The sequence below is a fragment of the Pseudomonas sp. BP8 genome, from assembly GCF_017875955.1.
Taxonomy (GTDB): Bacteria; Pseudomonadota; Gammaproteobacteria; order Pseudomonadales; family Pseudomonadaceae; genus Aquipseudomonas.
Genome location: NZ_JAGINK010000001.1, coordinates 5,496,917 through 5,521,363 on the forward strand (window position 1 = coordinate 5,496,917; position 24,447 = coordinate 5,521,363).

The following is a 24,447-nucleotide window of genomic DNA, read 5'->3' on the forward strand; positions in this document are numbered from 1 at the left end:
AACCTAGCCCCACACTACTAATAATGTAGAACATCTACCTTACCCACTACAGCAAGCACATCAGACGGCAAATGCTTTTTGAATACTTCAACCACGTGCTGTTTATTTTTTCGCTTGAAAAAGACGTATAGACGTCCAGTGGTCATGAAGACAGAGCCCGTCTTCGGCACGCTATAATCCACCTCTACCATATCCCTATTGGTTGCAATGGTTGCCTTGGTCAGCTCCGACCACTTGTAGAAATTATTGTGATAAGAAGTATGTAAATCCCGATAACTTTTAGAATTAGCCATTATCATATATGTCAACCCCATACCGCCAGGTCCGATCAATGCGCCGATTAAATAAGTTGGGTCAATGGTGGCCATGAAGATGAAAAGAACCGCTGAAATGCCAGCAGTCCACTTCACAGTCGTTAGCACCCACTTCGGAAAGTCCTTCCACTTACAATATTCTACACCTAGCCGTGTAACGCGGTAGGCATAGTTCATGCGCTGATGAGTCATACTGAGAATAATCAGAGATGTGAGGATATGAACACCTAGGCCAGCTAGAGCCCGATCAATTAAACTCTCGCTTGACGTATGAGTAGAAAAAACAAAGTATGCTCCGCCCGCTATCAATACCTGCATGAATGCAAACATGCAGTTAGCCACAAACGTGTTGTAATTTCGTGCGCGTATCGTCCACAGCAGTAGCTCTGGCTCATTTGCATACTTCCACTTCAGTTGGGGCGGCAACTCCGGAGCCTTCAAGATGTTAAACATCACCATGCTCACTTGCAGTTGCGTTGGGGGCGATCAGATTCAACGATCGGATGTCATTATTGATCAGCACAATGCCGCTTTCCTCTGTGAGCTCTTCACTAAAAGCATCATTAAGCCAATCGGCTTCGCTTGTGCTCGCCCCTAGCGCCAAGCGGAACATATAGCCACGCCTATCACCGCGTTGATATGTCCCGGCTGGATATTTTATTTCCATTTCAATGATCGGGTGGGCGATCGGCACGTTAATCCAAACCTGCCAAAGACGATGCTGATCGGTTGTGCTGTAGCTGAAGTCAGCGGGAGTGATGTTACTTGCGCGGACGTTAGGCAGTTTGCCTAGCTGCTTCGGATCGACCCAGTTACCGTTGAGCATCTGACCGCAAAAACTGTCTTGCAGGATGTGCAAATCATCGCTCTTGGAAAAGTAACGTTTATAAACCAGCGCCGGTTTTAGAATCAGCACTTTACCCGCCAGTGCATTAGGCACCTGTATCTGAATCCAGAAGCCGAGCCATCTTGTGGGCATCCGCTCTGAAATTTGATACAGCACTCTTCCCGTTAAGGTGGGGCGCTGCAGGATTTCCAATAAAGCGATCATCTGTTGGGAATGGCCGGTTTCCCCTAACCACTCAGGCTTAGCGCCGCGTCCCCAGCTGCACCGGTACAACCACAGTCGCAATCCTTCGCGCTTGTGGCGATTCGCGGCCATGGAAACCATCAGATAGACGATACCGAGAAGCATCAAAGCGACTGTTATGGGTGTCGACATTACCCATGCATAGCCTAACCAGTAACCAAGGCCTGACCCAATAAGTTGGCCTGCTGAGGTAAGCGACATTACAACCAGGATTTGATACTTCCATTCAAGCAGAGTCTTCTCTGTTGCACTGGTAGCAGCTTCGGCATCTTTAGATACCTGCCAAGCCTCCAGGCCAGTCGCAACAGCCCCCAATGCCGCCCACGTGACCGTGCGCCAAATCAGGCGCTTCGAGAAGGCTGCAAACTCACTGGCTGTTGCTGCCTTGGCAATCTCTCCTTTCGCCATCGCGTGTTTAGCTTCCGACAGCCACCTTTTGTGAGCAGCTTTGGCAATCTTTTGTGTTTCAGAGCCCAGCTCAGCAGCCATGTTCCCCGCCCGACTCCACGCAGGCCCCACCCACAGCGCTGCCAACGCATTGCCCGTGTAAGCCGCATTGGCCGCCACCGTGCGCCACTCATCGGCGGTAAATCGCCCATCGTTTTGCGCCTTCTGCGCGCTGCTGTAGAGGTTCCAGGCGTTCAACCCAACCAACAAGGCTGGCAGGGCATTGCCCAGGTTCTGGTCCATCCAGGCTCTGGTGCGCCTCTGGTAATCCTCGGTGCCCATCAGTTTGTGTTGCGTGCGTACCTCGGCCTGGCCGAGGTCGCCAAGCCAACTGTTTAGTTGCGCCAGGCTTACCGGCACACGCGTTTTCCCCGCCGCTGTTGCGATCAGCTGATTGGGACGTCTCATGAACAGGTGTTTCAGTTGTTCTTCATGTGCCGGCAAAGCAAGGCGTGCGGCGCGCTGATCATGAACTTTACCCGGGCGCTGCAAGACCCGTTTGGCGCCTTGTATCCTCTTTTCAATGGTGACGACTTCCATTAACCAGGCTTGGTAGTCACGCTGGAAGGTGGGGTTGAAGGCGAGCCGGGTGCTACTGGAAATCTCGGTGGAGATCAGCACCAGCGGGAGCGCGAGGGTCAGCGCGGCTTCGTGCTTCATCGCCGGCAACAACAGGCCGCTCAGGCCGTGCCAGGCCTCTCTGGCTTGATGGTTGGCAACCTGGATCAGGGTGCTCATGGCCTGTTTGGCGGGACTGCTCATGTCGTTGTAGAGCTTGCTGTCGCGGACGGTTTGTAGATCCAGCACCGCCTTGATTTCATTGGCGCGTGTGGCGACGCTGGTGACATCGCCTGGCGAAGTGAGCGTAAGGGCTGGCGAGCTGCCATCGCCCTGGCGGCCTTGGTCATCGAGTGTGCCGATAGTGCTGAAGTTGTGCGACACAGTGCGGAATAACGTCGCGAGTTCCGCATTGAAGTTGAACAGCGCCGTGCCAAACAGCGTGCTGGGGCGGGTAGCCTGTTTGCACAACCACGCTTGGCCAGCCTCGCCATTGCCCAGCACGGTGTAGAGGGCATGCGACATGTTCAGCAGTTGGCTGGCTTGCGCTTCGTTGCAGGTGTCGTAGTAGATAGCTTCGGCAGAAGGCTGCAACCGATTCAGCCACGCCAGCAGATCCTGCTCACTACGCTGGCAATGAGCACTCAGGCGTTGCGCCTCGGCGGTGGTCTGCGTCAGGTATTTTTGCATCTCTTCAAAACGGACGTCTTCGCGCCACAGGCGCTTGGTGTTCCACTCTTCGAGGGCGTCCCGCCATTTCGCCTGATCCGGCAGGTGCCGCCATCTGGCCTTGAAGGCAGCACACGCGGATTCAAGGGAGGTTCTTGCACCAGCCTCCACCAGCCAGGCCTGGTCGGCAGTCACCAGCTCCTTGGCGCGCTCTATGGAATCGTAGGTATACAGCAGGGTGTAGAGGTCGTCGGCATAGGCCTGGCGTTCAAATGGATCGGTGATCGTCTCGGGCGTGAACGCATCGGTATCGAAACCACACAGCCGTTGTACAGTAATGGCGCTTTGCAGCTGATCTTGGTGCTGGCTTTCGAACTGGCTTTGCTCCAGCAGCCGCCCAGTCAGGTTCATGGTCAGGTCATCGACGATCGCCAAGGGATCATCCAGGGCGACAAACAGGGCGGTGTCCTGTTCGGGTACCCAGCCGCGCACCAGGGCCTCTTCAAACGCCGCCTTGAAGGGCGCGTCTGGCTCTGTAGCAATGGTCGGCAACAGCGTGCTGGTGAAGTCAGGGGGTGTTTCGCCGGTGACGAGGATGTCGGCGACGCTCTTGCCCAGCGCGGTGATCATGTCGCCGTGAGCAACCTGGCCGTTCACGCAAAACGTCGGCAGATCGACTTCGCGCATCCATGGGCGCTGCCCTGGCGCGCTGCTGCGCATCAACTCGCACATCCGCCAGGTCCACTGCACAGGCGAATAGGCGATCCGCAGACGGCTGCGGCGTGAATAGAGCAGATACTGATGGGTTTCGCCCGGGTTGTGCCGCACGTCCTGATTCAACTGGGCGTCAGTCCAGATGTGCCGGGTGAAATACCAGCCGCTGACCTGGTACTCATGGAAGGTCTGCTCGACCTCGTTCCAGACGTAAACCCAGCCGTCGCGCAGTTGGCGCAGGGTGTAGCTGCGGGTTTGCAAGGCCGGTGACGGGCGCGGCCAGTCGCGGGGAAGCGCGTGCGGGCCTTGGTTGCTGTCTTTTTCCAGGGGGGATTCGTCCAGGGCATAACGGACCGGGAAGATCGCCACCTCCGCGTGCTTCCAGGGGCACTGACCCATACCCAGTGGCTCGTTGGTAAACTCCTGATTGCGCCGAGCATGATTGAGCTCGGCTTCTGTGGCTGGCTTGTGCATCACGCGTCCTTGTTAAATTCGAGCGACTGGCAATAGATATCCATTTGCTGGATACGCAGTTCTGGGGCGAGCCTGTGTGCGTCAGGCGTGCGCGCCAGCCATTGCTGATAGGGGCCACTAGGGTCGGAGATGAAGTCATCACCCCAGCTCAAACTGCATTCCACCCAGATTGCCAAGCTGCGCTTGCTGACAAGCCCCCAGGCTTGCGCATCATCCAAACGCTCGTTGAACCAGCGGCCCAGTTGACCGTTATCAACACGTGCTAAATGTCGTGGAAGGCGCTTTTCAAGGCTTCGGTACAGTTGCTCGATGAGCGTCCAGCGTGCGGCCTGATCAAGCGCGCTCAGTTGGCTTTCACCCAGCCTGCCGAGGCTATCAAGCGACCCGGAGTGGATTGCCTGACGCGAAAAACTTCGCCACACAGGCCGCTCAGAACGCTCCCAGACATGGTTTTTTTCCGGTACGTGCCACGTGCTTATCGGCCCTAGCACCGCATCCAGGTGGGCTCCCCGATAGCTGTCGAGCCAATGCCGTGTCACCAGCGGGTCGGCAAACCGCAGCAAGCCGTTACCACCTAGAACATCAGGCGGGGCGATGAAACAGCGCAGGTGGTCTGCGACGCTGCCGATCGATGCGTCACTGTGCAGCAGGCTCGCATCAGGTCGGCCGGCGGCAGTGTCGAGTGTTTCGTCGATGAGACTTGTCGCGCCCTGGATCGAGACCAGGATGGGCCCCAGGTCGTGTACTGCAGCCCAGCGCGTTTTCAGGTACAACGGCTCGATTTCAAGGGCTTCGGTGCGCTGATACAAAGCCGACAAGGCATCGGGGCGCAACACGCCATCAATCAGCAGATAGTTGGCCGAGTTCACTCTGCTCATGACAGGCCACCCTGCGCTTCGCGCTCACAGATTTCGCAGCGCGGAGTGGCTCGCAGCAATGCCTGGCGTTGCGCCAATTCCAATAGCGACAGTGCTGGCAACTCCTCCAGCAGACCGGGCAGCAATGGCGCCGCAGCGGTGCCGACAGCAGGCGCTCCACCAGGCTGAATCTCAGTGCTGCTGAAGATGCCACCCGGCCCGATTACGATGTGCTGACCACCGCCTTTGAGGGTCAAGCTCACTCCAGCGTCGAGAACCAGATTGGCGCCCGCCTTCAGGTGCACCTGCTGGCCAGCCTCGACGGCCAGTAGTTGGCCGACTCTGGTATGACTGCTTTCAGCTACCTGCAGATAGTCGTTGGCTTTGAGCTCGGTTTTGCGGTCAGCACCGACGCTGCGCTGATCTTCTGCTTCAAGCACCGCAATGCTGTTGCCCTTGATGGTTTCGTGACGCTCGTTACCTACCTCCAGCCGACTGTCATGCTCGACCCGCTGCTCCATATCGCGCTGCGCGCGAAGGTAGATCAGCTCCTGCCCCGCCCGGTCTTCAATCGACAGTTCGTTGTAGCCGCCATTGTGCGGTGAGCTGTGGCTGCGCAGTACGGTTCGGGCCTTGTGGTCCGGCAAGGGGTACGGCATCGCGTTGACCGTGTTGGCCACGCACCCGGTGATCAAAGGATTATCGGGATTGCCTTCCAGGTAGGTCACCAGCACTTCCATACCGACCCGCGGAATGGTGACCGCACCGTAACGTTCACCCGCCCAACTCGACGAGACCCGCAGCCAACAACTGCTTTTGTCGCTACCCAGTTCGGCGCGGTCCCAGTGAAACTCGACTTTTACCCGCCCGTATTCATCGCAGAAGATCTCTTCCCCCGCAGGGCCAGTAACCCGGGCTGTCTGGCTCACCAGTACAGATTTGCGAGTCATCAGCGGCGGACGGTAGAACACATCCCAGGGGGTGCCAGTGAAGGTGTTGCGATAGCCTTGGATAAACCCATCTGCCGAATCACTGGCGCTGGTGACCGACTCTTCAAGCACCTGCGGCTGCTTGCCTTCATGCATCACGCTGAGCAACAGCCACAAATCATTGCACGCCTTGCGCGGATGCTCGACCAGCTCAAGAAAGTGACCGCTGCGCAACGTCGGCTGATCGCTGTGGCCCTCAGCCAATAGGTAGTCGCTACGGTGTCGCTCCAGCGCTTGGCGGGCGAGTTGCTTGCCTCGCTGTTCAGTGGTGAGCGGTGCAGGGTAGCGATAGTCTTCGAGCGCCGGGCGGTACTCGGCGCTGAATTGGCTCTCAGGCAACAGGCCTGGGCGTTTGAAGTCGTAGTCCCGGCGCATGACTGCGCTGGTTCGCGTACTCAAACGCTGGGAAAACTGCCTGACGACCGGATGATCAGCCACCAGGCCACGGCCTTGCTGGTACGGCGTTGCACCGAGTCTGGGAAAGAAGGTCTGATCATCGGTAAAGACCAGTTGATGGCCATCCGGGCTGTGCTGGTGATGCCAGGCAATGCCGTCTTCGCTGCACAGCCGCTGGATGAAGGCAAAGTCGCTTTCTCCATATTGCGTGCAGTATTCGCGCTCGGGGCTGGTGCTGACATGGAAACTGAAGGCATCGGCCTGGATCCCGTGCCCCTTGAGTACTTGAGCGACGATCTGCGGCACCGTCATCTGCTGGAAAATGCGCTGGTTGTAGCTGAACTGCAGGTAATGCAACGCAGGCACAAGGCTCAGGTGATAACGGGTCAGCCGTTTACCGGCTTCCCCCACGAGCACGTTTTCAATGCGCCCATGCAGGCCTTCGCCCTTGAGCCCGAAGCGCAGAAACGCCGGTTGGCTCAGCAGGCTTTCCGGATCGAAATCGGGATACTCGCTGACCAGCTCAATCTCGATTGCATACAGGCTGCTGATGGCTTCGCGGCCGGCAAACGCCAGTACCTTGAAGTCATTGCGTACCGTGGGGATCAACAGTTCAAAATGTGCGGTATTGGCGGATGCAAACATGGCATTGCCCTTAAAAACTGATTTCACGCTCTTGGAAACGCGACCAACAGCACATGGGCCGCAGCCCATGTGCCATGACGATCAGTAAGCCTTAGCCTGCGACCGGCGAACGCCAGTCATCGGAGCCGGAAGTACCGCAGACTTCGTGGGTCCAGGTGATCTTGCGATAGGTGAAATGCACGTCTTCCAGGTGGGTGAAGTGCGCGTTGGAAGGATCCTGGCAGTTGTGCATGTAGTCCTTGATGTCGACGATGATCGCGTCTTCAAGTGTGGTGGTGTAGTAGTGCTCCTGAGTGCCGGCAGCCGAGGTGCGGTACCAGTGGATGACGATCTCGGTCAGCCGCTCACCGGAGGTCAGGGCGGCCAGCAGCAGCGGCGACGCCTTGTCGAACACCTTGGTGATGACCACCGGCTTGTGGATGCGCTGGCCAGTAGGCTGGCCGGACTGCGGGTCACGCGGGATGATGACTTCGTGGCTGAAGCCCTGGACCATGACCTGATCTTCGTGGCCTTCCTGGTAGGTGTTGCCAACCGAGTCGGCAGTGAAGGCACCGGCGGTGATCAAGCCTTGTTTGGTACCGGTAACGGACATGTAAGCGGGGGTAGCCATGGATGCTCTCCTTGCTGGAAAAATAGAGTCGCCAGGCGGGTAAAACACCCGCTGGTCACGTTATCCTTCTACAAGGTCCATGCCATCAAACTCAAAACCCCTCTAGAACAGGGCTTTCAGGATTTTCAGCGGTCCTGGAGAGAGCAATTGGGCTGAAAAACCCTTGAAAAGTGCGCAACTTCTTGCGCAGTACTGCGCAAGAAGTTGCGCACTTGCCTGAAGGCCTTTATTTACGTGGCCTGCAGCCGAAAAAAGGTCCGATTTTCGACTTAGAGGTGCGCAACTTCTTGCGCACTTGGCAAATTGACGGAGGTGCGCTTTTCGGCACTCCAGCGCTCCAGCGGCATCTCCCTCAACCCGCTCATCAGCCGGCGGATTAAGCGACAATTAACCACCCGGAACATTCCGTTCGATTATCGCCCAGTACCGCCTGCGACGAATTGCCCCGCCCCCGCCCTGCCCCGCACCATCCGCCCAGCAACACGTTCATCCCCAGACCCGTCGCCCTGTCGGCCCGCACCCGCAGCGCTTCCGGCTCGCCAATAAAAACAAGAGATCCACAACAGATGAGCACTTCGAAATCCGCACGCCAGCTGCTGCCCGGCCTGTTGGCCATGTCCTGCGCCCTGCCAGCCTTCGCCGCCGAAAGCGGTTTCATGGAGGATGCCAAGGCCACGCTCAACCTGCGTAACTTCTACATCAACCGTAACTTCGTCGACCCGGCCAACGCTCAGGCCAAGGGCGAGGAATGGACGCAGAGCTTCATCCTCGATGCCCGCTCCGGCTTCACCCAGGGCACCGTCGGCTTCGGTGTCGACATCCTCGGCATGTACTCGGTCAAGCTCGATGGGGGCAGAGGCACCGCCGGCACCCACCTGCTGCCCGTGCATGACGACGGTCGCCCCGCCGATGACTTCGGCCGCTTGGGCGTGGCGTTCAAGGCCAAGCTGTCGCAAACCGAACTGAAGGTGGGCGAGTGGATGCCGGTGCTGCCGATCCTGCGCTCGGACGATGGTCGTTCGCTGCCGCAGACCTTCCGTGGTGGCCAGATCACCTCCAAGGAAATCGATGGCCTGACCCTGTACGGCGGCCAGTTCCGCGGCAACAGCCCGCGCAACGACGCGAGCATGGAAGACATGTCGCTCAACGGCCGTTCGGCGTTCACCTCCGACCGCTTCAATTTCGCCGGCGGCGAATACACCTTCAACGACAAGCGCACGATGATTGGCCTGTGGGATGCCCGCCTCAAGGACATCTACCGCCAGCAGTACCTGAACCTGGTACACAGCCAGCCACTCGGCGAGTGGACGCTGGGTGCCAACCTGGGCTACTTCACCGGTAAGGAAGACGGCGCCGAACGCGCGGGCAAGCTGGACAACCGCACCGCCTCGGCGCTGCTCTCGGCGCGCTACAAGGGGCATACCTTCTACGTCGGCCTGCAGAAAGTCAGCGGCGATGACGCCTGGTTGCGGGTCAACGGCACCAGCGGCGGCACCCTCGCCAACGACAGCTACAACTCCAGCTTCGACAACGCCAAGGAACGCTCCTGGCAGCTGCGCCATGACTTCAACTTCACCACCGTTGGCGTCCCTGGCCTGACCTTGATGAACCGCTATATCAAGGGTGACAACGTGCACACCGCAGTAGTCGACGATGGCAAGGAGTGGGCACGCGAGACCGAACTGGCGTACGTAGTGCAGTCGGGGACGTTCAAGGACCTGACCCTGAAGTGGCGCAACTCGACCATGCGTCGTGACTACAGCACCAACTCGTTCGATGAGAACCGAGTGATCGTCAGCTATCCGCTGAACCTGTTGTAGTCAGTAGCGGCCTCTTCGCGGGACAAGCCCGCTCCTACAGGTTCAAGAACACCCCCGCGCCTGTAGGAGCGGGCTTGCCCCGCGAAGAGGCCGCCACCTGAACACCCTCTATGCATATGAAATAACCATCTAACAAACACACGAAACCATCATTGACGGAATATGTAACAAAAGCTAAAAACGCTACTCCCCCCGCCGCAGAGCTCGACATGGACCTTCGCCAACTGCGCTACTTCATCGCCCTGACCGAGTACCGCAGCTTTGTCCGTGCCGCCGAGGCCATGGGCATTACCCAACCGGCATTCAGCCGCGCCATCCAAGGCCTGGAACAGACCTTTGGCTGCTCGCTGGTCGACCGCGCCAGCAAAGCCCTGCACCCGACTCCCGAAGGCCTGGTGGTCCTGCAACACGCCCGCCGCCTGGTTCAGGGCGCGGCACAACTGAGCACGGATGTTCTGCAGATGACCAAGCTCGACGCCGGCGAACTGCATTTCGGTAGCGGCCCAGCGCTGGCCGTACGGCTGGTCCCGGATGCGCTGCAGCACTTGCTCGCCACCCACCCGGGGATTCGCACTGCGCTACTGGTGGATAACGCTGAACGCCTCGGCCAAGCCTTGCGCCGCGAGCAGATCGAGTTTTTCGTCGACGACATACGCCCGTTCGAGGCCGACCCGAATTTCCATACCGAGCCACTCAGCCCGCGCCCAGGGCTATTCTTCTGCCGTCCTGGTCACCCGCTGTTGGGCAAAGACAGCCTGTCGACCAACGACCTCTTCGCCTACCCATTGGCCAGTGCCCTGCTCGCCCCCGGTGTGCGCAAGCGACTGGCCAACCTCAGTGGGCGCAGCGACTTCACCCCGCACCTGCAGACAGAACACCTGGCCGTGCTGCGCAGCGTGGTCCTGGCCAGCGATGCAATTGGGACTGCGAGCGAAGAGTCGGTTGCCGAGGACCTCGCCGCCGGCCGGCTGATTCGCCTGCACTGGCGTAACCTGCCACCCGGGCTGGAGGTGCTCAGCGTGCGCTGCGGGGTCGTCAGCCGCAGCGGCAATCGGTTATCTCCGGCAGCTCGGGCGATGATCGAGACGCTGGTAAGCCTCGACGGGCAGCGCGCTATCAATGAGCGTCCCTCGCCAAGGCAGGGTCATTCGCCACGCTGATGGCGCTGCATCAGTTGCGAGTGGTTCCGGCCACCTGGCCCACGGGCTATGCTCAAACGCAGTGACTCACTGCCAGCAGGCGCAGCCAAGGAGGAACAACAATGAAAAGCCTCGTCGAACACCTGAGCCAGTACGCCGGCTACCACCGTGACCCGCGCAACATCGCCACCCACTTCGTTGGCATTCCCTTGATAGTGCTCGCCGTGACCATCCTGCTGTCGCGGCCCGGCTGGGATGTCGCGGGCATCTGGCTGTCGCCGGCCCTGCTCGCGGCGGCGGCGGCGGTGTGGTTCTACCTGCGCCTGGACCTGCGTTTCGGCCTGGTGATGGGGTTGCTGCTGGGGCTAAGCCTGTGGCTTGGCCAGGTATTGGCCGTGCAGGCTACCGGGCTCTGGCTGAGCGCCGGCTTGGCGGCTTTTGTACTGGGCTGGATCATCCAGTTTGTCGGGCATTACTACGAGGGACGCAAACCGGCGTTTGTCGACGACCTGAGCGGGTTGATCATCGGGCCGCTGTTTGTAGTGGCAGAGGCGGCGTTCATGCTGGGGCTGTGCCCGGCGCTGAAGAAGGCGGTGGAGGCCAACGCCGGGCCGGTGGCGATCAGGCAGAAAAAAGCGGCGGTGTGATGAGCAGTTAGGGCTGCTTTGCAGCCCTTTCCGAGCGGTCCGGCAAGGCCGCTCCCACACTGTCCCGCTTGCCCTGTAAGAGGGGCATACACCATCGGCGTGGGAGCGGCCTTGTGTCGCGAAAGGGCCGCAAAGCGGCCCCAAAACAGGCGAGCACGTCTTAACTGACTGGCATTAGGGCAAACAGCTCAGCACAGATCTTTACTGACGCGACTCCACACCCAGCTCATCCCACACCGACTCAGCCATGTGGAAGGTGGCATTGGCCGCCGGGATCCCGCAGTAGATCGCGCTCTGCATCAGCACTTCCTTGATCTCTTCGCGCGTTACGCCATTGCTGGCGGCAGCGCGCAGGTGCAGCTTGAGCTCCTCACTGCGGTTCATGCCGATCAGCATGGCAATGGTGATCAGGCTACGGGTGTGCCGTGGCAGGCCGGGACGGGTCCAGATATCACCCCAGGCGTGGCGGGTGATCATTTCCTGAAACTCACCATTGAAGTCGGTCAGCTTTTCCAGGCTGCGGTCGACATGGGCGTCACCGAGCACTGCGCGGCGCACCTGCATGCCGGCGTCATAACGTTGTTTTTCGTCCATGGTGTTGTCCTCAGCGAGCCAGCAGAAAATCGAGGACCCGCGCCGTGAAGGCTTCACCGATCTCGACATTGGAAAGATGCGCCGCGTGGAACTCGACGTACTGCGCATCGGCGATGGCGTCTTGCATGAAACGCCCGTGTTCAGGAGTGGTGACCACGTCGGCGGTACCGGCGACGATCAGGCTGCGCACCTGCACCGCGCCCAGCTGCTCACGGTAGTCGGCGTCACGCACAGCAGCGCAGTTGGCCGCGTAACCTTGCGGCGAGGTCTGCGCGAGCATCTCGGTGATGCGCTGGGCCTGGGCCGGTTGAGCTTCGGCGAAGGCCGGGGTGAACCAGCGCGCAATCGACGCATCGCGCAGGTCGATCATCGCCTGCTGACCACGCTCGAGCACCGTGGCGATGCGCGGGTTCCACACCTCGTCACTGCCGATTTTTGCGGCGGTGTTGCACAGGGTCAGGCTGAGCAGGCGATGGCCGGCATTGATGCCCAACCACTGGCCGATCAGGCCCCCCATCGACAGGCCGACGAAGTGCGCCTTGGCGATGTCCAGGCCATCGAGCAGGGCCAGCACGTCATTGCCCAATTGCTCGATGCTGTACGGCCCCTCAGTGACCAGCGAGCCGCCATGCCCACGGGTGTCGTAGCGCAATACGCGAAAATGCTCGGACCAGGCCGGGACTTGCGTGTCCCACATGCCCAGGTCGGTACCCAGCGAGTTGGACAGCACCAGCACCGGTGCGTCTGCAGGGCCGTCGAGTTGGTAGTTCAGTACGCCATCGGCCAGTTGCAAATGTGCCACAGCGGTCTCCTTCAGGCAGTCAAACGTTGATGTTCAGCCACGGCGCGCGCCACCCAGACGCGGGCCTGACCAAGGTAATGAGCGGGGTCGAGCAAACGGTCGAGCTCATCAGCGGACAGCTCGGCGCTGACCTGCGGCTCGTCGCCGAGTACAGCGCGCAAGTGGCGCTGTTCGGCGACGGCGCGCTGGCAGCACTGTTCAAGCAGGTGGTGGGCGCGGTCGCGGCCCAGGCGCTGCGCCAGAACGATACTGACCGCCTCGGCCAATACCAGGCCCTGGGTCAGGTCGAGGTTGCGGCGCATGCGCTCGGCATCTACCTCCATGCCCTCGGCGATCACCTGGGCCTGGCGCAGCGCGCCGGACACCAGGCAGCAGATTTCCGGCAAGGTTTCCCATTCTGCATGCCACAGGCCGAGGCTGCGCTCGTGCTCCTGGGGCATGGCCGAGAACAGCGTGCTGACCAGGCCGGGCACCCGCGTGGCCGCGCCGATCAAGACCGCCGCGCCAACCGGATTACGCTTGTGCGGCATGGTCGAAGAGCCGCCCTTGCCCGGCGCCGAAGGTTCGAACACCTCACCTGCCTCGGTCTGCATCAGCAAGCTGACGTCGCGGCCGAACTTGCCCAGGCTGCCGGCCACCAGACCGAGCACTGCGGCGAACTCCACCAGGCGATCTCGATGAGTGTGCCACGGCTGTTCCGGCAGGCTCAGCTTGAGTTGTTCGGCCAACGCCTCGGCTACCGGCAGCGCCTTGCTGCCCAGCGCGGCGAGGCTGCCGGAAGCGCCGCCAAACTGCAGGCAGAGCAAGCGCGGGCGCAGCTCCTGCAGGCGCTGGCGATGGCGCGTGAGCGCACCGAGCACCCCGGCCAGCTTCATCCCCAGGGTCACCGGCGTGGCGTGTTGCAGCCAGGTGCGGCCAACCATGGGCGTATCGGCATGCTGCAAGGCCTGCTGGGCCAGGGTATCGGCGAGCTTGGCGAGGTCAGCTTCGACCAGCTCGAGAGCGTCGCGCAGCTGCAGGACCAGGCCGGTGTCCATGGCATCCTGACTAGTGGCACCGAGGTGCACATAACGCTCGGCTTCCGGCACACCGCTGGCGACTACCTTGCCCAACGCCTTGACCAGTGGAATCGCCGAATTACCCGCTGTGGCGATCGCATCGGCCAACGCCCGGGCATCGTAACGCTCAGCCTTGCAGGCGGCCTCGATAGCCGGTACCGCGCTGTGCGGCACCAGCCCGGCGCTGGCCTCGGCACGCGCCAGGGCGGCCTCGAAGTCGAGCATGCCCTGCAGGCGGCCACGGTCGGAGAAGACCTCGCGCATGGCCGGGGCAGTGAAGTAGGCGTCGAACAGCTGGTTGTCCGCTCGGTGGGTCATCGTCAATCCTTAGTGATCATGGTGCAGGTACGCCGCCTGTTTCGGCAGGCGCAGACTGAACAGGAAGGCCACCGCCATCATCGCGGTCACGTACCAGTAGAAGGTGTTCTCCATCCCCAGGGTTTTCAAGCCCAGCGCCACGTATTCGGCCGAACCGCCAAACAGTGCGTTGGCCACCGCATAGGCCAGGCCAACACCGAGCGCACGCACTTGCGGCGGGAACATCTCGGCCTTCACCAGGCCGCTGATGGAGGTGTAGAGGCTGACGATACACAGCGCCAGGGTAATCAGCACGAAGGCCATGAACGGGCTGGTGACGGTTTTCAGCGCCATCAGCAGGGGCACGGTGAACAGGGTACCCAAGGCGCCGAACAGGAGCATCGAGGTACGTCGGCCGATCCGGTCGGAGAGCATGCCGAACAGCGGCTGCAGAATCATGAACACGAACAGCGCGCCGGTCATGACAAAGCTGGCGCTCTTGGCGTTCATGCCGGCCGTGTTGACCAGGTATTTCTGCATGTAGGTGGTGAAGGTGTAGAAGATCAGCGAGCCGCCAGCGGTGTAGCCGAGCACGGTGATAAACGCTGCAGCGTGATTACGGAACAGGCCGCTGATACTGCCGGCGTCCTTGTCCTGACGGGTTTCGGCGCTGCTGGTCTCTTCCAGCGAGCGGCGCAGCATCAGCGAGATCACCGCAGCGATCGCACCGACCACAAACGGAATGCGCCAGCCCCAGGCACGCAGCTCCTCGTCGCTGAGCAGTTGCTGCAGGATCACTACCACCAGCACTGCCAGCAGCTGGCCACCAATCAGGGTGACGTACTGGAACGAGGCGAAGAACCCGCGCTGACCGCGCAGGGCGACCTCGCTCATATAGGTGGCGGTGGTGCCGTACTCACCGCCCACCGACAGGCCCTGCAGCAGCCGCGCCGCCAGCAGCAGCGCCGGGGCCCAGGCGCCGATGCTGGCGTAGGTCGGCAGGCAGGCGATGATCAGCGAGCCGAAGCACATCATCAGCACCGAGGTCATCAGCGAATTCTTGCGCCCATGACGGTCAGCCAGGCGGCCGAAGATCCAGCCACCGATGGGGCGCATGAGGAAGCCCGCCGCGAACACCCCGGCAGTGTTGAGCAGCTGCACGGTAGGGTTGTCGGAAGGGAAGAAAGCAGGGGCGAAATAGATGGCGCAGAAGGCGTAGACGTAGAAGTCGAACCATTCCACCAGATTGCCTGAAGAGGCACCGACGATGGCGAAGATGCGTTTGCTGCGTTCTTCGCCGGTGTAATAGCTTGAGGTCATGAGAGGGTTACTCCTGAGGGTCACTGATTAGTCTAGACATACCCAGTAACACTCTCGTTCCGCTATACGGCCATGGTCGGCTATCGCGGTGTTGATGCGGACTTCTTCGCGGGGCAAGCCCGCGCCTACAGGGTTTGCGTGGACCTTGTAGGCGTGGGCATGCCTCGCGAAGAAGCCAGACCTGCTCAAAACGATGGATCAGACCCGCTCGATGGCCAGTGCCAGCCCTTGGCCAACACCTACGCACATGGTCGCCAGGCCTTTACGGCCACCGCTTTTTTCCAATTGGTGAAGCGCAGTCAGTACCAGCCGTGCACCACTCATGCCCAGCGGATGACCGAGGGCGATTGCGCCGCCGTTCGGGTTGACTTGCGGCGCATCGTCGGCCACGCCCAGCTCGCGCAGCACCGCCAGGCCTTGGCTGGCGAAGGCTTCGTTGAGCTCGATGACGTCGAAGTCGGCAACCGCTACACCAAGGCGTTCGGTCAGCTTGCGCACCGCAGGCACCGGGCCGATGCCCATCACCCGTGGCGCAACGCCGCCACTGGCCATGCCCAATACCCGCGCACGCGGGGTCAGGCCGTGCTTCTTGACGGCTTCAGCCGAGGCCAGGATCAGCGCGGCAGCACCGTCGTTAACGCCCGAGGCGTTGCCAGCAGTGACGGTCTTGTCCGGGCCGTTGACCGGCTTGAGACGGGTCAGGGCTTCGAGGGTGGTGTCCGGGCGCAGATGCTCGTCCTGCTCGACCACGGTCTCACCCTTCTTGTGGGCGATGCGCACTGGCACGATCTCTTCAGCGAAGAAACCAGCAGCCTGGGCTGCGGCGGCTTTTTGCTGGCTGCGCAGGGCAAAGGCGTCCTGGTCGGCACGCGAAACCTGATAGTCGTCGGCAACGTTGTCGGCGGTTTCGGGCATCGAATCGACGCCGTACTGGCTTTTCATCAGCGGGTTGATGAAGCGCCAGCCGATGGTGGTGTCCTCGAGTTTCATGTTGCGCGAATAGCCGCTCTCCGCCTTGCCCATGACAAACGGTGCACGCGACATCGACTCGACGCCGCCGGCAATCGCCAGCTCCATTTCGCCGCTGGCGATCGCCCGGAAGGCCGTGCCGATGGCGTCCATACCAGAAGCGCACAGGCGGTTGAGGGTCACGCCTGGGATGCTCTCAGGCAAGCCGGCCAGCAGCAGGGCCATGCGCGCGACGTTACGGTTGTCTTCGCCGGCCTGGTTGGCGCAGCCGAAGAACACTTCATCGACCTGATCCCACTGCACCGACGGGTTACGCTCGATCAGCGCCTTGAGCGGCACCGCCGCCAGGTCGTCGGCGCGCACGCTGGCCAGAGCGCCGCCGAAGCGACCGATTGGGGTGCGAATGGCATCGCAGATAAATACGTCACGCATCAGGCTTCTCCTGGTTTATGGCCATGGGCGGCGGTGACGGCGGCGCCGTCCTGGATGAACTGCTTCACGGCCTCGTGAAGCGAAATGGTTGCAGTCAATGGAGGCTCCTGGTCAGGACGCGTCGTTGAGCTCAGATTAAAGACGGGGATGGGTAGCGCACAATCCGATAATCGACTATTCGTTCGATTATCGAACACGTTGTTGTGCTGGCTACTGCGCTTGATCCGTTGTAAAGGGGGTGTCAGGGGCGGCCTCTTCGCGGGGCAAGCCCGCTCCTACAGGATTTGCGATGATCCTTTGGAGCGCGGGCCCGCCCCGCGAAGACATTAGCCCTGCCCCCTTCATGTTCTGTTTCAGGTCGCGTCAGCGTGGCTGACCAGACCCTTGACGATCACGCCCACTGTGGCCAATGCCGCAGGCACCAACAGCGCCGTCAACACCTGTTCGAAGTTCCAGCCCAGGCCCAACAGGGTCGCCCCGCTCCAAGCACCGAGAATGGCGCCGAAGCGGCCGATACCGAGCATCCACGACACGCCGGTGGCGCGACCCTGGGTCGGATAGAAGCGCGCCGCCAACGAAGGCATGGCCGACTGCGCGCCGTTCACGCACATACCGGCAACCAGTACCAACGTGGCCAGCAGGGTAATGTTGCCCAGGCTCTGACCCACCGCGTAGGCGAATACCCCGGCCAGCAGGTAAAAGATGCCGATGACCTTGTGCGGGTTGAAGCGGTCCATAGCCCAGCCCACGCCGACCGCGCTGAGTACGCCGCCAAACTGGAACAGCGCACCGATGAATGCGGCTTCTTCCATGCTCGCGCCGCTGTCACGCATCAGCGTTGGCAGCCAGCTGGTCAGCAGGTAGACGATGACCAGGCCCATGAAGTAGGTCAGCCACAACAGCATGGTGCCCACGCCGTAGGTACCGGAGAAGATCACCGCAAACACGTTGCGTGCAGCCACTACCTTTTGTTCAGGCACGCTGAAGCTGGACGCCTGGGCAACCACCTGCGGGGCAATCGGTGCCAACGTCTTGCGCACCTTGTCGGTACCGCGGTTGCGCACCACCAGGAAGCGCGCCGATTCCGGCAACCACACCAGCAGCACCACGGCCAGAATCAGCGGCAGTACCCCACCGATGACCAGCAGGCTATGCCAGCCGTAGGCCGGAATCAGCTTGGCGGACATGAAACCGCCGCCCGCCATGCCCAGGTTGAAGCCGCAGAACATGCTGGTGACCAGCAGCGACTTGAGCCGCTCGGGGGTGTATTCAGAGAGCAAGGTGGTAGCGTTGGGCATGCCCGCGCCCAGACCCAGACCGGTCAGGAAGCGCAGGATCAGCAACTGGTCGACGTTGGTGGCATAGGCCGAGGCCAGGCTGAAGCCGCCGAATACCAGCACAGCGCCAACCAGCACACCTTTGCGGCCGAAGCGGTCAGCCAACGGCCCGGAACCCAGTGCACCGAAGACCATGCCGATCAGCGCGGCACTCATCACCGGACCCAGGCTGGCCCGATCAATGCCCCACTCCTGGGACAGCGCAGGAGCAATGAAGCCCATTGCAGCAGTGTCCAGGCCATCGAGGAAGACGATCAGGAAGCACAGGATCACGACCCGCCATTGATAGCGGGACAGCGGCTGGTCATTGATGAATGACTGGACGTCGAGGCAGTTGCCGACGGAGGTTTGCGGTTTGTTCATTGTTGTAATCCAGAAAATCGGCGCAGGCAGGACTCAGACGCACGCTGTGCGCAGGTATCGAGAATCAGTAGGAGCGGCCGAGCGTCAGCCTGGATACAACGGAGCTGCGTGCGAGTGCGGGTGCGGGTGCGGCCGCAGCACAGGAAGGACAGTGGTCATGGGTGATGCCTCTCGCATGTTGTTCTTGTTCGGTCGGCTGAAGCCGACCGTTGCGAGAGACATTAATCAGCGGGCGCTGAGGACGCAATTCAGCCAGAGCGACATTGTGCGTTTATCGAACAGTAGATCGTGCTCAGCCGTTGATGACTTACCCAAACAGCTGGGTACACAGGTCTCGGCTCGACGCCAACAGGATCGGCAGGAACCGCTGTTCCAGCTCGCTGCGCGTCACCCGCCCGACATGGGTACTGACATTGAGGGCTGCCAGCACCTGACCCGAAGCATCATAGATAGGCACCGCAATCGACCGCAGGCCCTGCTCCAGTTCCTGGTCGACCACGCACCAACCCTGAGCGCGAACCTGGTGGATGCAGGCAAACAGCGACTCTGGATCATGCAGGGTACGGCTGGTACGGGCTTTCAGGTCGGCACGCTCGAGGTATTCGCGCAGGCTGGCATCATCCAGGGCAGCCAGCAGAATGCGTCCCATCGAGGTGCAATAGGCCGGCAGCCGGCCACCCACCGAGAGGTCGACCGAGATCAGCCGTTCGACCGTCGCCGAGCGCGCTATATAAAGAATGTCGTCGCCTTCAAGCGTGGCCATGTTGGCGGCTTCATGCAACTGGTCACTGATGCGATCCAGGTACGGCTGCGCAGACATCGCCAGCGGGGTCGACGACAGGTAGGCATGGCCGAGCGTCAGCACCTTGGGCAGCAACGAATAAGTGCGCCCGTTGGTGGTGGCATAGCCGAGCTTCATCAGGGTGTGCAGACACCGCCGTACTGCCGCCCGCGGGATCTCGGTGCGGTGGCTGATCTGAGCGATGGTCAGGTGTCGCTTGCGTTCCTGGAACGCCTGAATGACCGCCAGGCCACGGGCCAGCGAGGTCATGAAATCCGGATCACCGGTGAACGCCTGAATGCGCTTGGCCGGCGACGCCACGATCGGCGGCGCCATCGTAGGGGACGCGGCACGTTCTGGCAGCGGGGAATCCTTGGGCAGGTTTTCGTCGCTCATGGCAGACCTCAAAAAAATCCGTGGTTCGTGCGATTATCGAACGAACGGCCGATAATCGCAATTGACCGCTGACACTTTTGCTTATACCTTTCTCATGCCACATGTGGCTTCTTTGGAGAGACTGGTCAGGTACCCACCGTAGAAGTCCCCAGGCACGGCCTCGTCACCGCGAGGCCGTTTTACATCCCCTCTTGATCAATCGAACTTTCCGCCCGGCGCTCCCTCAAACTTCTGACAGCGGCGATGGCGTTTTCAACAGCGACTTGCACAACTTTCCCCTCTTGTGTCAGCCACTCGTAAAGAACGATGATCACGGTGTTGCCGATTGCTATAATCATCTCGGCTAGCGATGATTGATGCGCGTGAGGATGCAAGTAACTAGCCGTCCACTCGGACTCTCAGCATCCCAAGGCACGGCGCTGTATATGCGCTTTATCGTGTCAGCGCTTCTATTAGGACACTGTTGCTGCGACAGCGAATTCGCTCTGGTTGCGTAGCCGCATGCTCAACTTGGCATGCCGGGTCCAGGGCCAACTCTTACTTATTCAGGTACTACTGTGACGAAAGATGAACTGCGCGCAGAACTCGAGCGCCAGGCTGAACGTTACAAGGATGTTTACGGTGGCGAAGTCACCACCTATGCGGCACAACCCGAGCCGGAGCGTAAACCGTGGCGCAAGCGCGCGACGGTTCAAGACCAGGTGTTTGCCCAAGAGCTGGAAAAAATGGAAAAAGACCTGCGCACCGATGAATCCTGAGCCGCTGGGCACCCGGCACTGACCATGATCAGTTGAAGCAGGGTGTTGGCTTGTAGTGCTGCAGGCCCTTCCGTGAAATGGAATTATACAAATTTCATACAAGCGTTTGAATGAAGATTCGCCTGGGCAATCTCTGAGCAATCGTGAAACTTTGCCGATATTCGCGTTTTTTGTCGGCATGTAACCTGCACAGATCTATGGCCTCAGGCGGTGCGGTGTGGCATTTCCAGCCGCCACTGGTCTCTCGGGGGTGCATCGATTGCCAATATTTTCTGGCATAATCCGGCCCCCCTACGACCGCCAGAAAACCTTTCATGATCGATTTATTCAGCGGACTGGATGCCTGGGTAGTGGTGAGCTTGGTGCTCGCACTGACCTTCGTGCTCGCATTCGAGTTCATCAATGGCTTTCATGACACCGCGAACGCGGTAGCCACCGTCATCTATACCAAAGCCATGCCACCGCACCTCGCCGTGTTCTTCTCCGGCGTGTTCAACTTCCTCGGTGTTCTGCTCGGCGGTGTCGGCGTGGCGTATGCCATTGTCCACCTGCTGCCGGTCGAACTGCTGATCAATGTGAACACCGGTCACGGCCTGGCCATGGTCTTCTCGTTGTTGGCTGCGGCCATCACCTGGAACCTTGGCACGTGGTACTTCGGCATCCCCGCTTCCAGTTCGCACACCCTGATCGGTTCGATCCTTGGCGTCGGCCTGGCCAACGCCTTGATCAGCGACATTCCTCTGGGCGATGGCGTCAACTGGCAGAAGGCGATCGACATCGGCATGTCGCTGGTACTCTCGCCGATGGCCGGTTTTGCCGTTGCCGCGCTGGTGCTGCTGGGCCTGAAGTGGTGGCGCCCGCTGTCGAAGATGCACAAGACGCCGGAGCAACGCCGCAAGCTCGACGACAAGAAGCATCCACCGTTCTGGAACCGTCTGGTGCTGGTCATCTCGGCCATGGGCGTGAGCTTCGTGCATGGTTCAAACGATGGCCAGAAAGGCATCGGCCTGATCATGCTGGTGTTGATCGGTATTGTCCCGGCCAAGTTTGTGCTTGACCTGAACAGCACCACCTACCAGATCGAGCGTACCCGTGACGCCACCCTGCACCTGAGCCAGTTCTACCAGCGCAATGAAGCGACCCTGGGCGAATACCTGGCCTTGGGCAAGGCTGCAGCGGGCGACTTGCCAGAGCAGTTCAGCTGCAATCCGCAGCAGACCGAGCCGACCATTGCCGCCCTGCAGACCTCGCTCCAGGGCGTGACCGACTACCGTGCACTCGATTCCGAGAAGCGCGTGGAAGTACGGCGCTACCTGCTGTGCCTGGACGACACCGCGAAGAAAGTCGGCAAGCTGCCTGGGCTTGAGCCCCGTGAGAAAGCCGACCTGGAAAAACTGCGCAAAGACCTCACTGCCACCACCGAGTACGCACCGTTCTGGGTGATCGTAGCGGTTGCCCTGGCCTTGGGCCTGGGGACCATGGTGGGCTGGAAGCGTGTGGTCCTGACCGTTGGTGAGAAGATCGGCAAGCAGGGCATGACGTATGCCCAGGGCATGTCGGCGCAGATCACTGCGGCTTGTGCGATCGGCATGGCCAACGTGTTCAGCCTGCCGGTGTCGACCACCCATGTACTGTCATCGGGCGTGGCCGGGACCATGGTGGCCAACAAGAGCGGACTGCAAGGCGGCACCGTCAAGACCATTCTCCTGGCCTGGGTCCTGACCCTGCCTGCGACTATGGGTCTGGCTGCGGGGCTGTTCTGGCTGGCGACCAAGGCGATCAGCTGAGACGCTGGGCTTTGATCTGAGAAAGGCGCCTTCGGGCGCTTTTTTTTTGGTTCTTCTTGGGCTAGGAGGGAGGTGGTCTGGTGGCTTGGTTGGCTGGTTGGCTTAGGAGTTGTGGGCTTATCCATTTGATGTAGTGGCTGTAATGGCCCCTTCCGCCCTTACGGCGGGTCACTTTTTTTCTTGGAAAAAAGTAACCAAAAACCGCTTGCTCCTGCATCCGGCCCTCCGCTGCGCTGCGGGTTCCCTCGCTCCGGTCTTGCTCCGGGAGGACCGCGCTGTACGGCCCATCCTGGGCCTCAGCGCTTTCCGGCCATCCATGGCCTCCACCTCCCTGCGCAAGACCTCCACTCGGCCTCCTGAAGTCGCGAAGTTACGGGCGGCGTCTGGGCTGGCGTTGTTTTTGGTAGTGGCATCGGTGGTGGATATTCGGGCCTCTTCGCGGGGCAAGCCCGCTCCTACAGGTATCGCGCAAATTTTGAATTCGGCGTAATCCCTGTAGGAGCGGGCTTGCCCCGCGAAGAGGCCCGAACTGGCAATGCAAATCGCAGGGCACAGCCCTGCCAGCCACCTCACAAATCCGCTGGTAAATAAACAAAGCGAGAGCGCAGCGATTCGCCTGCCGTTGCCCTGGCTGTTGATCTTGATCTTGCTCTTGATCTACCCCTTCAGCGCCGTTTCCCACCCAGCAGCGACCCCATCAACCCCCGCACCAACTGCCGCCCCAACTGATTAGTCGCCTGACGCACCGCCGACTTGATCGCCTGCCCCGCCGCCCCCTGCAAAAACTCCCCCGCCTTGTCGGCAAAACTCCCCTCCTCCACCTGAGGCTGCGGCACTGGCTCTACCGGCTCCCCCTTACGCTGAGTAAGCATTTCATAAGCCGACTCCCGATCAATCGGCTTGTCATAGCGCCCACGCAAAGGCGACGACGCCACCAGCGCACTACGCTCGACCGCACTCAGCGGCCCGATCCGCGACTGCGGCGGCGCGATCAACACACGCTGGACCATCGCCGGGGTGCCCTTGTCCTCCAGCGTGCCCACCAACGCCTCGCCGATACCAAGCTCCGTCAGCACCCCAAGCGTGTCAAACGCAGGATTTGGCCTGAAACCCTCGGCCACAGCCTTGAGCGACTTCTGCTCCTTGGCCGTAAATGCCCGCAGACCATGCTGGATACGCAACCCCAACTGGGCCAACACCGCATCCGGCAAATCCCCCGGCGACTGGGTCACGAAGTACACCCCGACCCCCTTCGAGCGAATCAGGCGCACCACTTGCTCGAGCCGGTCCTGCAAGGCCTTGGGTGTATCGTTGAACAGCAAGTGCGCCTCGTCGAAGAACAGCGCCAGCACCGGTTTATCGGCATCACCGCGTTCCGGCAGCTGTTCAAACAGCTCGGCCAGCAGCCACAACAAAAACGTTGCATAGACTTTCGGCGCCTCATGCACCAGTCGGCTGGCGTCGAGTAGATGAATCCGACCACGGCCGTCGGCAGCAGGCTGCAAGAGGTCTTCGAGCTGCAGTGCCGGTTCGCCAAACAAGGCCTCGGCGCCCTGCTGCTCAAGCGTCGCCAACCGCCGCAGCAGCGCCTGGGTAGAGCCGCTGGTCATCAGCGCGCTGTCCTCACCGAGGACCTGCGGGTTGTCCTTGAGGTGGTTGAGCAAGGCCTTGAGGTCTTTCAGGTCAAGCAACAGCAAGCCGTCGCGATCCGCCACCTTGAACGCCGCATACAACGCTGCCTGCTGGCTGTCGGTCAACTCGAGCAGATTACTCAACAGCAGTGGCCCCATTTCGCTGAGGGTCGTGCGCAACGGATGGCCAGACTGCCCGGCAATGTCCCACAAGGTCAGTGGGTAGGCCTTGGGCGTGTGGCCAAGCCACGGCATCCCGGCGATACGCTCGGCCACCTTGCCCTGCGGCGTGGCCGCTGCCCCCAGGCCGCACAGGTCGCCCTTCACATCAGCCGCAAACACCGCCACACCGGCATCACTGAAGACCTCGGCCAGGCGCTGTAAAGTCACCGTCTTGCCAGTACCCGTGGCGCCTGCCACCAGGCCATGACGGTTGGCCAGGCGCATGGCCTGGCTTACAGGCTGGCTGTCAGTGCCGGCACCTACAACAATTTGCGAAGAATCTGACATCTTATTTCATCCTCTCCTCAAGCTTTACCGGATAACGGCCGAT

At 60.8% G+C, this 24,447-nt stretch carries 18 protein-coding genes; 5 read left to right on the forward strand and 13 right to left on the reverse strand.

The window, feature by feature from the left end:
* Positions 1 to 17: 17 nt before the first annotated feature.
* The 5 genes from J3B00_RS24055 to J3B00_RS24075 all read right to left on the reverse strand — a co-directional run bounded on the left by J3B00_RS24055 (position 18) and on the right by J3B00_RS24075 (position 7,763).
* A complete protein-coding gene (locus tag J3B00_RS24055; RefSeq protein ID WP_209873101.1) occupies positions 18 to 767 on the reverse strand; it encodes a hypothetical protein in 750 nt (249 codons plus the stop codon).
* On the reverse strand, positions 760 to 4,266 hold the full coding sequence (locus J3B00_RS24060; protein ID WP_209873105.1) for a T6SS effector BTH_I2691 family protein: 3,507 nt from the start codon (positions 4,264 to 4,266) through the stop codon (positions 760 to 762). The genes J3B00_RS24055 and J3B00_RS24060 overlap by 8 nt, the downstream gene beginning before the upstream one ends.
* Positions 4,266 to 5,144 carry a DUF4123 domain-containing protein gene (locus J3B00_RS24065; protein WP_209873109.1) on the reverse strand — a complete coding sequence of 293 codons (879 nt, stop codon included), beginning with the start codon at positions 5,142 to 5,144 and terminating at the stop codon, positions 4,266 to 4,268. The genes J3B00_RS24060 and J3B00_RS24065 overlap by 1 nt, the downstream gene beginning before the upstream one ends.
* Complete coding sequence (locus tag J3B00_RS24070) at positions 5,141 to 7,153, reverse strand: type VI secretion system tip protein VgrG (RefSeq protein WP_209873112.1); 2,013 nt, start codon at positions 7,151 to 7,153, stop codon at positions 5,141 to 5,143. Before J3B00_RS24070 ends, J3B00_RS24065 begins: the two co-directional genes overlap by 4 nt.
* Positions 7,154 to 7,244: 91 nt before the next feature.
* Positions 7,245 to 7,763, reverse strand: a complete 519-nt coding sequence (locus J3B00_RS24075) for an Hcp family type VI secretion system effector (RefSeq protein WP_209873116.1) — start codon at positions 7,761 to 7,763, stop codon at positions 7,245 to 7,247.
* Positions 7,764 to 8,329: 566 nt separating this feature from the next.
* Between J3B00_RS24075 and J3B00_RS24080 the strand changes: the two genes are divergently transcribed.
* The 3 genes from J3B00_RS24080 to J3B00_RS24090 all read left to right on the forward strand — a co-directional run bounded on the left by J3B00_RS24080 (position 8,330) and on the right by J3B00_RS24090 (position 11,369).
* Complete coding sequence (locus J3B00_RS24080) at positions 8,330 to 9,583, forward strand: OprD family porin (protein WP_209873120.1); 1,254 nt, start codon at positions 8,330 to 8,332, stop codon at positions 9,581 to 9,583.
* Positions 9,584 to 9,792: 209 nt separating this feature from the next.
* Positions 9,793 to 10,743 (forward strand): LysR family transcriptional regulator, encoded by a 951-nt coding sequence (locus J3B00_RS24085; RefSeq protein WP_209873125.1) that lies wholly within the window; start codon positions 9,793 to 9,795, stop codon positions 10,741 to 10,743.
* Between the two features lie 101 nt (positions 10,744 to 10,844).
* A complete protein-coding gene (locus J3B00_RS24090; protein ID WP_209873129.1) occupies positions 10,845 to 11,369 on the forward strand; it encodes an Mpo1-like protein in 525 nt (174 codons plus the stop codon).
* A gap of 201 nt (positions 11,370 to 11,570) precedes the next feature.
* Here J3B00_RS24090 and pcaC read toward each other — a convergent pair whose 3' ends face one another.
* The 7 genes from pcaC to pcaR all read right to left on the reverse strand — a co-directional run bounded on the left by pcaC (position 11,571) and on the right by pcaR (position 19,718).
* A complete protein-coding gene (pcaC, locus tag J3B00_RS24095; protein WP_209873141.1) occupies positions 11,571 to 11,963 on the reverse strand; it encodes a 4-carboxymuconolactone decarboxylase in 393 nt (130 codons plus the stop codon).
* Positions 11,964 to 11,973: 10 nt separating this feature from the next.
* The gene (gene pcaD, locus J3B00_RS24100; RefSeq protein ID WP_209873145.1) at positions 11,974 to 12,765 is read right to left on the reverse strand and encodes a 3-oxoadipate enol-lactonase; all 792 of its coding nucleotides are present in this window, start codon (positions 12,763 to 12,765) and stop codon (positions 11,974 to 11,976) included.
* A gap of 11 nt (positions 12,766 to 12,776) precedes the next feature.
* Positions 12,777 to 14,141: a 3-carboxy-cis,cis-muconate cycloisomerase gene (locus J3B00_RS24105; protein ID WP_209873148.1), complete on the reverse strand. Its 1,365-nt coding sequence runs from the start codon at positions 14,139 to 14,141 to the stop codon at positions 12,777 to 12,779.
* Positions 14,142 to 14,150: 9 nt separating this feature from the next.
* Complete coding sequence (locus J3B00_RS24110) at positions 14,151 to 15,440, reverse strand: MFS family transporter (RefSeq protein ID WP_209873151.1); 1,290 nt, start codon at positions 15,438 to 15,440, stop codon at positions 14,151 to 14,153.
* 198 nt (positions 15,441 to 15,638) lie between these two features.
* Positions 15,639 to 16,844, reverse strand: a complete 1,206-nt coding sequence (gene pcaF, locus J3B00_RS24115) for a 3-oxoadipyl-CoA thiolase (protein ID WP_209875125.1) — start codon at positions 16,842 to 16,844, stop codon at positions 15,639 to 15,641.
* Between the two features lie 350 nt (positions 16,845 to 17,194).
* Positions 17,195 to 18,541: an MFS transporter gene (locus J3B00_RS24120; protein WP_209873154.1), complete on the reverse strand. Its 1,347-nt coding sequence runs from the start codon at positions 18,539 to 18,541 to the stop codon at positions 17,195 to 17,197.
* A gap of 307 nt (positions 18,542 to 18,848) precedes the next feature.
* Positions 18,849 to 19,718, reverse strand: coding sequence for a pca regulon transcriptional regulator PcaR (gene pcaR / locus J3B00_RS24125; protein WP_209873157.1), 870 nt, complete (start codon positions 19,716 to 19,718; stop codon positions 18,849 to 18,851).
* 557 nt (positions 19,719 to 20,275) lie between these two features.
* Between pcaR and J3B00_RS24130 the strand changes: the two genes are divergently transcribed.
* Entirely contained in the window at positions 20,276 to 20,476 is a 201-nt protein-coding gene (locus J3B00_RS24130; RefSeq protein WP_119143443.1) for a hypothetical protein, read from the forward strand.
* Between the two features lie 314 nt (positions 20,477 to 20,790).
* Positions 20,791 to 22,263: an inorganic phosphate transporter gene (locus tag J3B00_RS24135; protein ID WP_209873160.1), complete on the forward strand. Its 1,473-nt coding sequence runs from the start codon at positions 20,791 to 20,793 to the stop codon at positions 22,261 to 22,263.
* Positions 22,264 to 22,928: 665 nt separating this feature from the next.
* On the opposite strand, the gene J3B00_RS24140 is transcribed toward J3B00_RS24135, so the two are convergent.
* Positions 22,929 to 24,404: a helicase HerA-like domain-containing protein gene (locus J3B00_RS24140; RefSeq protein ID WP_209873163.1), complete on the reverse strand. Its 1,476-nt coding sequence runs from the start codon at positions 24,402 to 24,404 to the stop codon at positions 22,929 to 22,931.
* Positions 24,405 to 24,447: the final 43 nt, after the last annotated feature.

Bases quoted from the DNA above. Each gene is read 5' to 3' on its own strand.
- J3B00_RS24090 (WP_209873129.1), top strand. From the start codon at position 10,845: ATGAAAAGCCTCGTCGAACACCTGAGCCAGTACGCCGGCTACCACCGT.
- J3B00_RS24080 (WP_209873120.1), top strand. From the start codon at position 8,330: ATGAGCACTTCGAAATCCGCACGCCAGCTGCTGCCCGGCCTGTTGGCC.
- J3B00_RS24120 (WP_209873154.1), bottom strand. From the start codon at position 18,541: ATGAACAAACCGCAAACCTCCGTCGGCAACTGCCTCGACGTCCAGTCA.
- pcaC (WP_209873141.1), bottom strand. From the start codon at position 11,963: ATGGACGAAAAACAACGTTATGACGCCGGCATGCAGGTGCGCCGCGCA.
- J3B00_RS24060 (WP_209873105.1), bottom strand. From the start codon at position 4,266: ATGCACAAGCCAGCCACAGAAGCCGAGCTCAATCATGCTCGGCGCAAT.
- J3B00_RS24070 (WP_209873112.1), bottom strand. From the start codon at position 7,153: ATGTTTGCATCCGCCAATACCGCACATTTTGAACTGTTGATCCCCACG.
- J3B00_RS24065 (WP_209873109.1), bottom strand. From the start codon at position 5,144: ATGAGCAGAGTGAACTCGGCCAACTATCTGCTGATTGATGGCGTGTTG.
- J3B00_RS24055 (WP_209873101.1), bottom strand. From the start codon at position 767: ATGTTTAACATCTTGAAGGCTCCGGAGTTGCCGCCCCAACTGAAGTGG.
- J3B00_RS24085 (WP_209873125.1), top strand. From the start codon at position 9,793: ATGGACCTTCGCCAACTGCGCTACTTCATCGCCCTGACCGAGTACCGC.
- J3B00_RS24140 (WP_209873163.1), bottom strand. From the start codon at position 24,404: ATGTCAGATTCTTCGCAAATTGTTGTAGGTGCCGGCACTGACAGCCAG.
- J3B00_RS24105 (WP_209873148.1), bottom strand. From the start codon at position 14,141: ATGACCCACCGAGCGGACAACCAGCTGTTCGACGCCTACTTCACTGCC.
- J3B00_RS24075 (WP_209873116.1), bottom strand. From the start codon at position 7,763: ATGGCTACCCCCGCTTACATGTCCGTTACCGGTACCAAACAAGGCTTG.
- pcaR (WP_209873157.1), bottom strand. From the start codon at position 19,718: ATGAGCGACGAAAACCTGCCCAAGGATTCCCCGCTGCCAGAACGTGCC.
- J3B00_RS24110 (WP_209873151.1), bottom strand. From the start codon at position 15,440: ATGACCTCAAGCTATTACACCGGCGAAGAACGCAGCAAACGCATCTTC.
- J3B00_RS24135 (WP_209873160.1), top strand. From the start codon at position 20,791: ATGATCGATTTATTCAGCGGACTGGATGCCTGGGTAGTGGTGAGCTTG.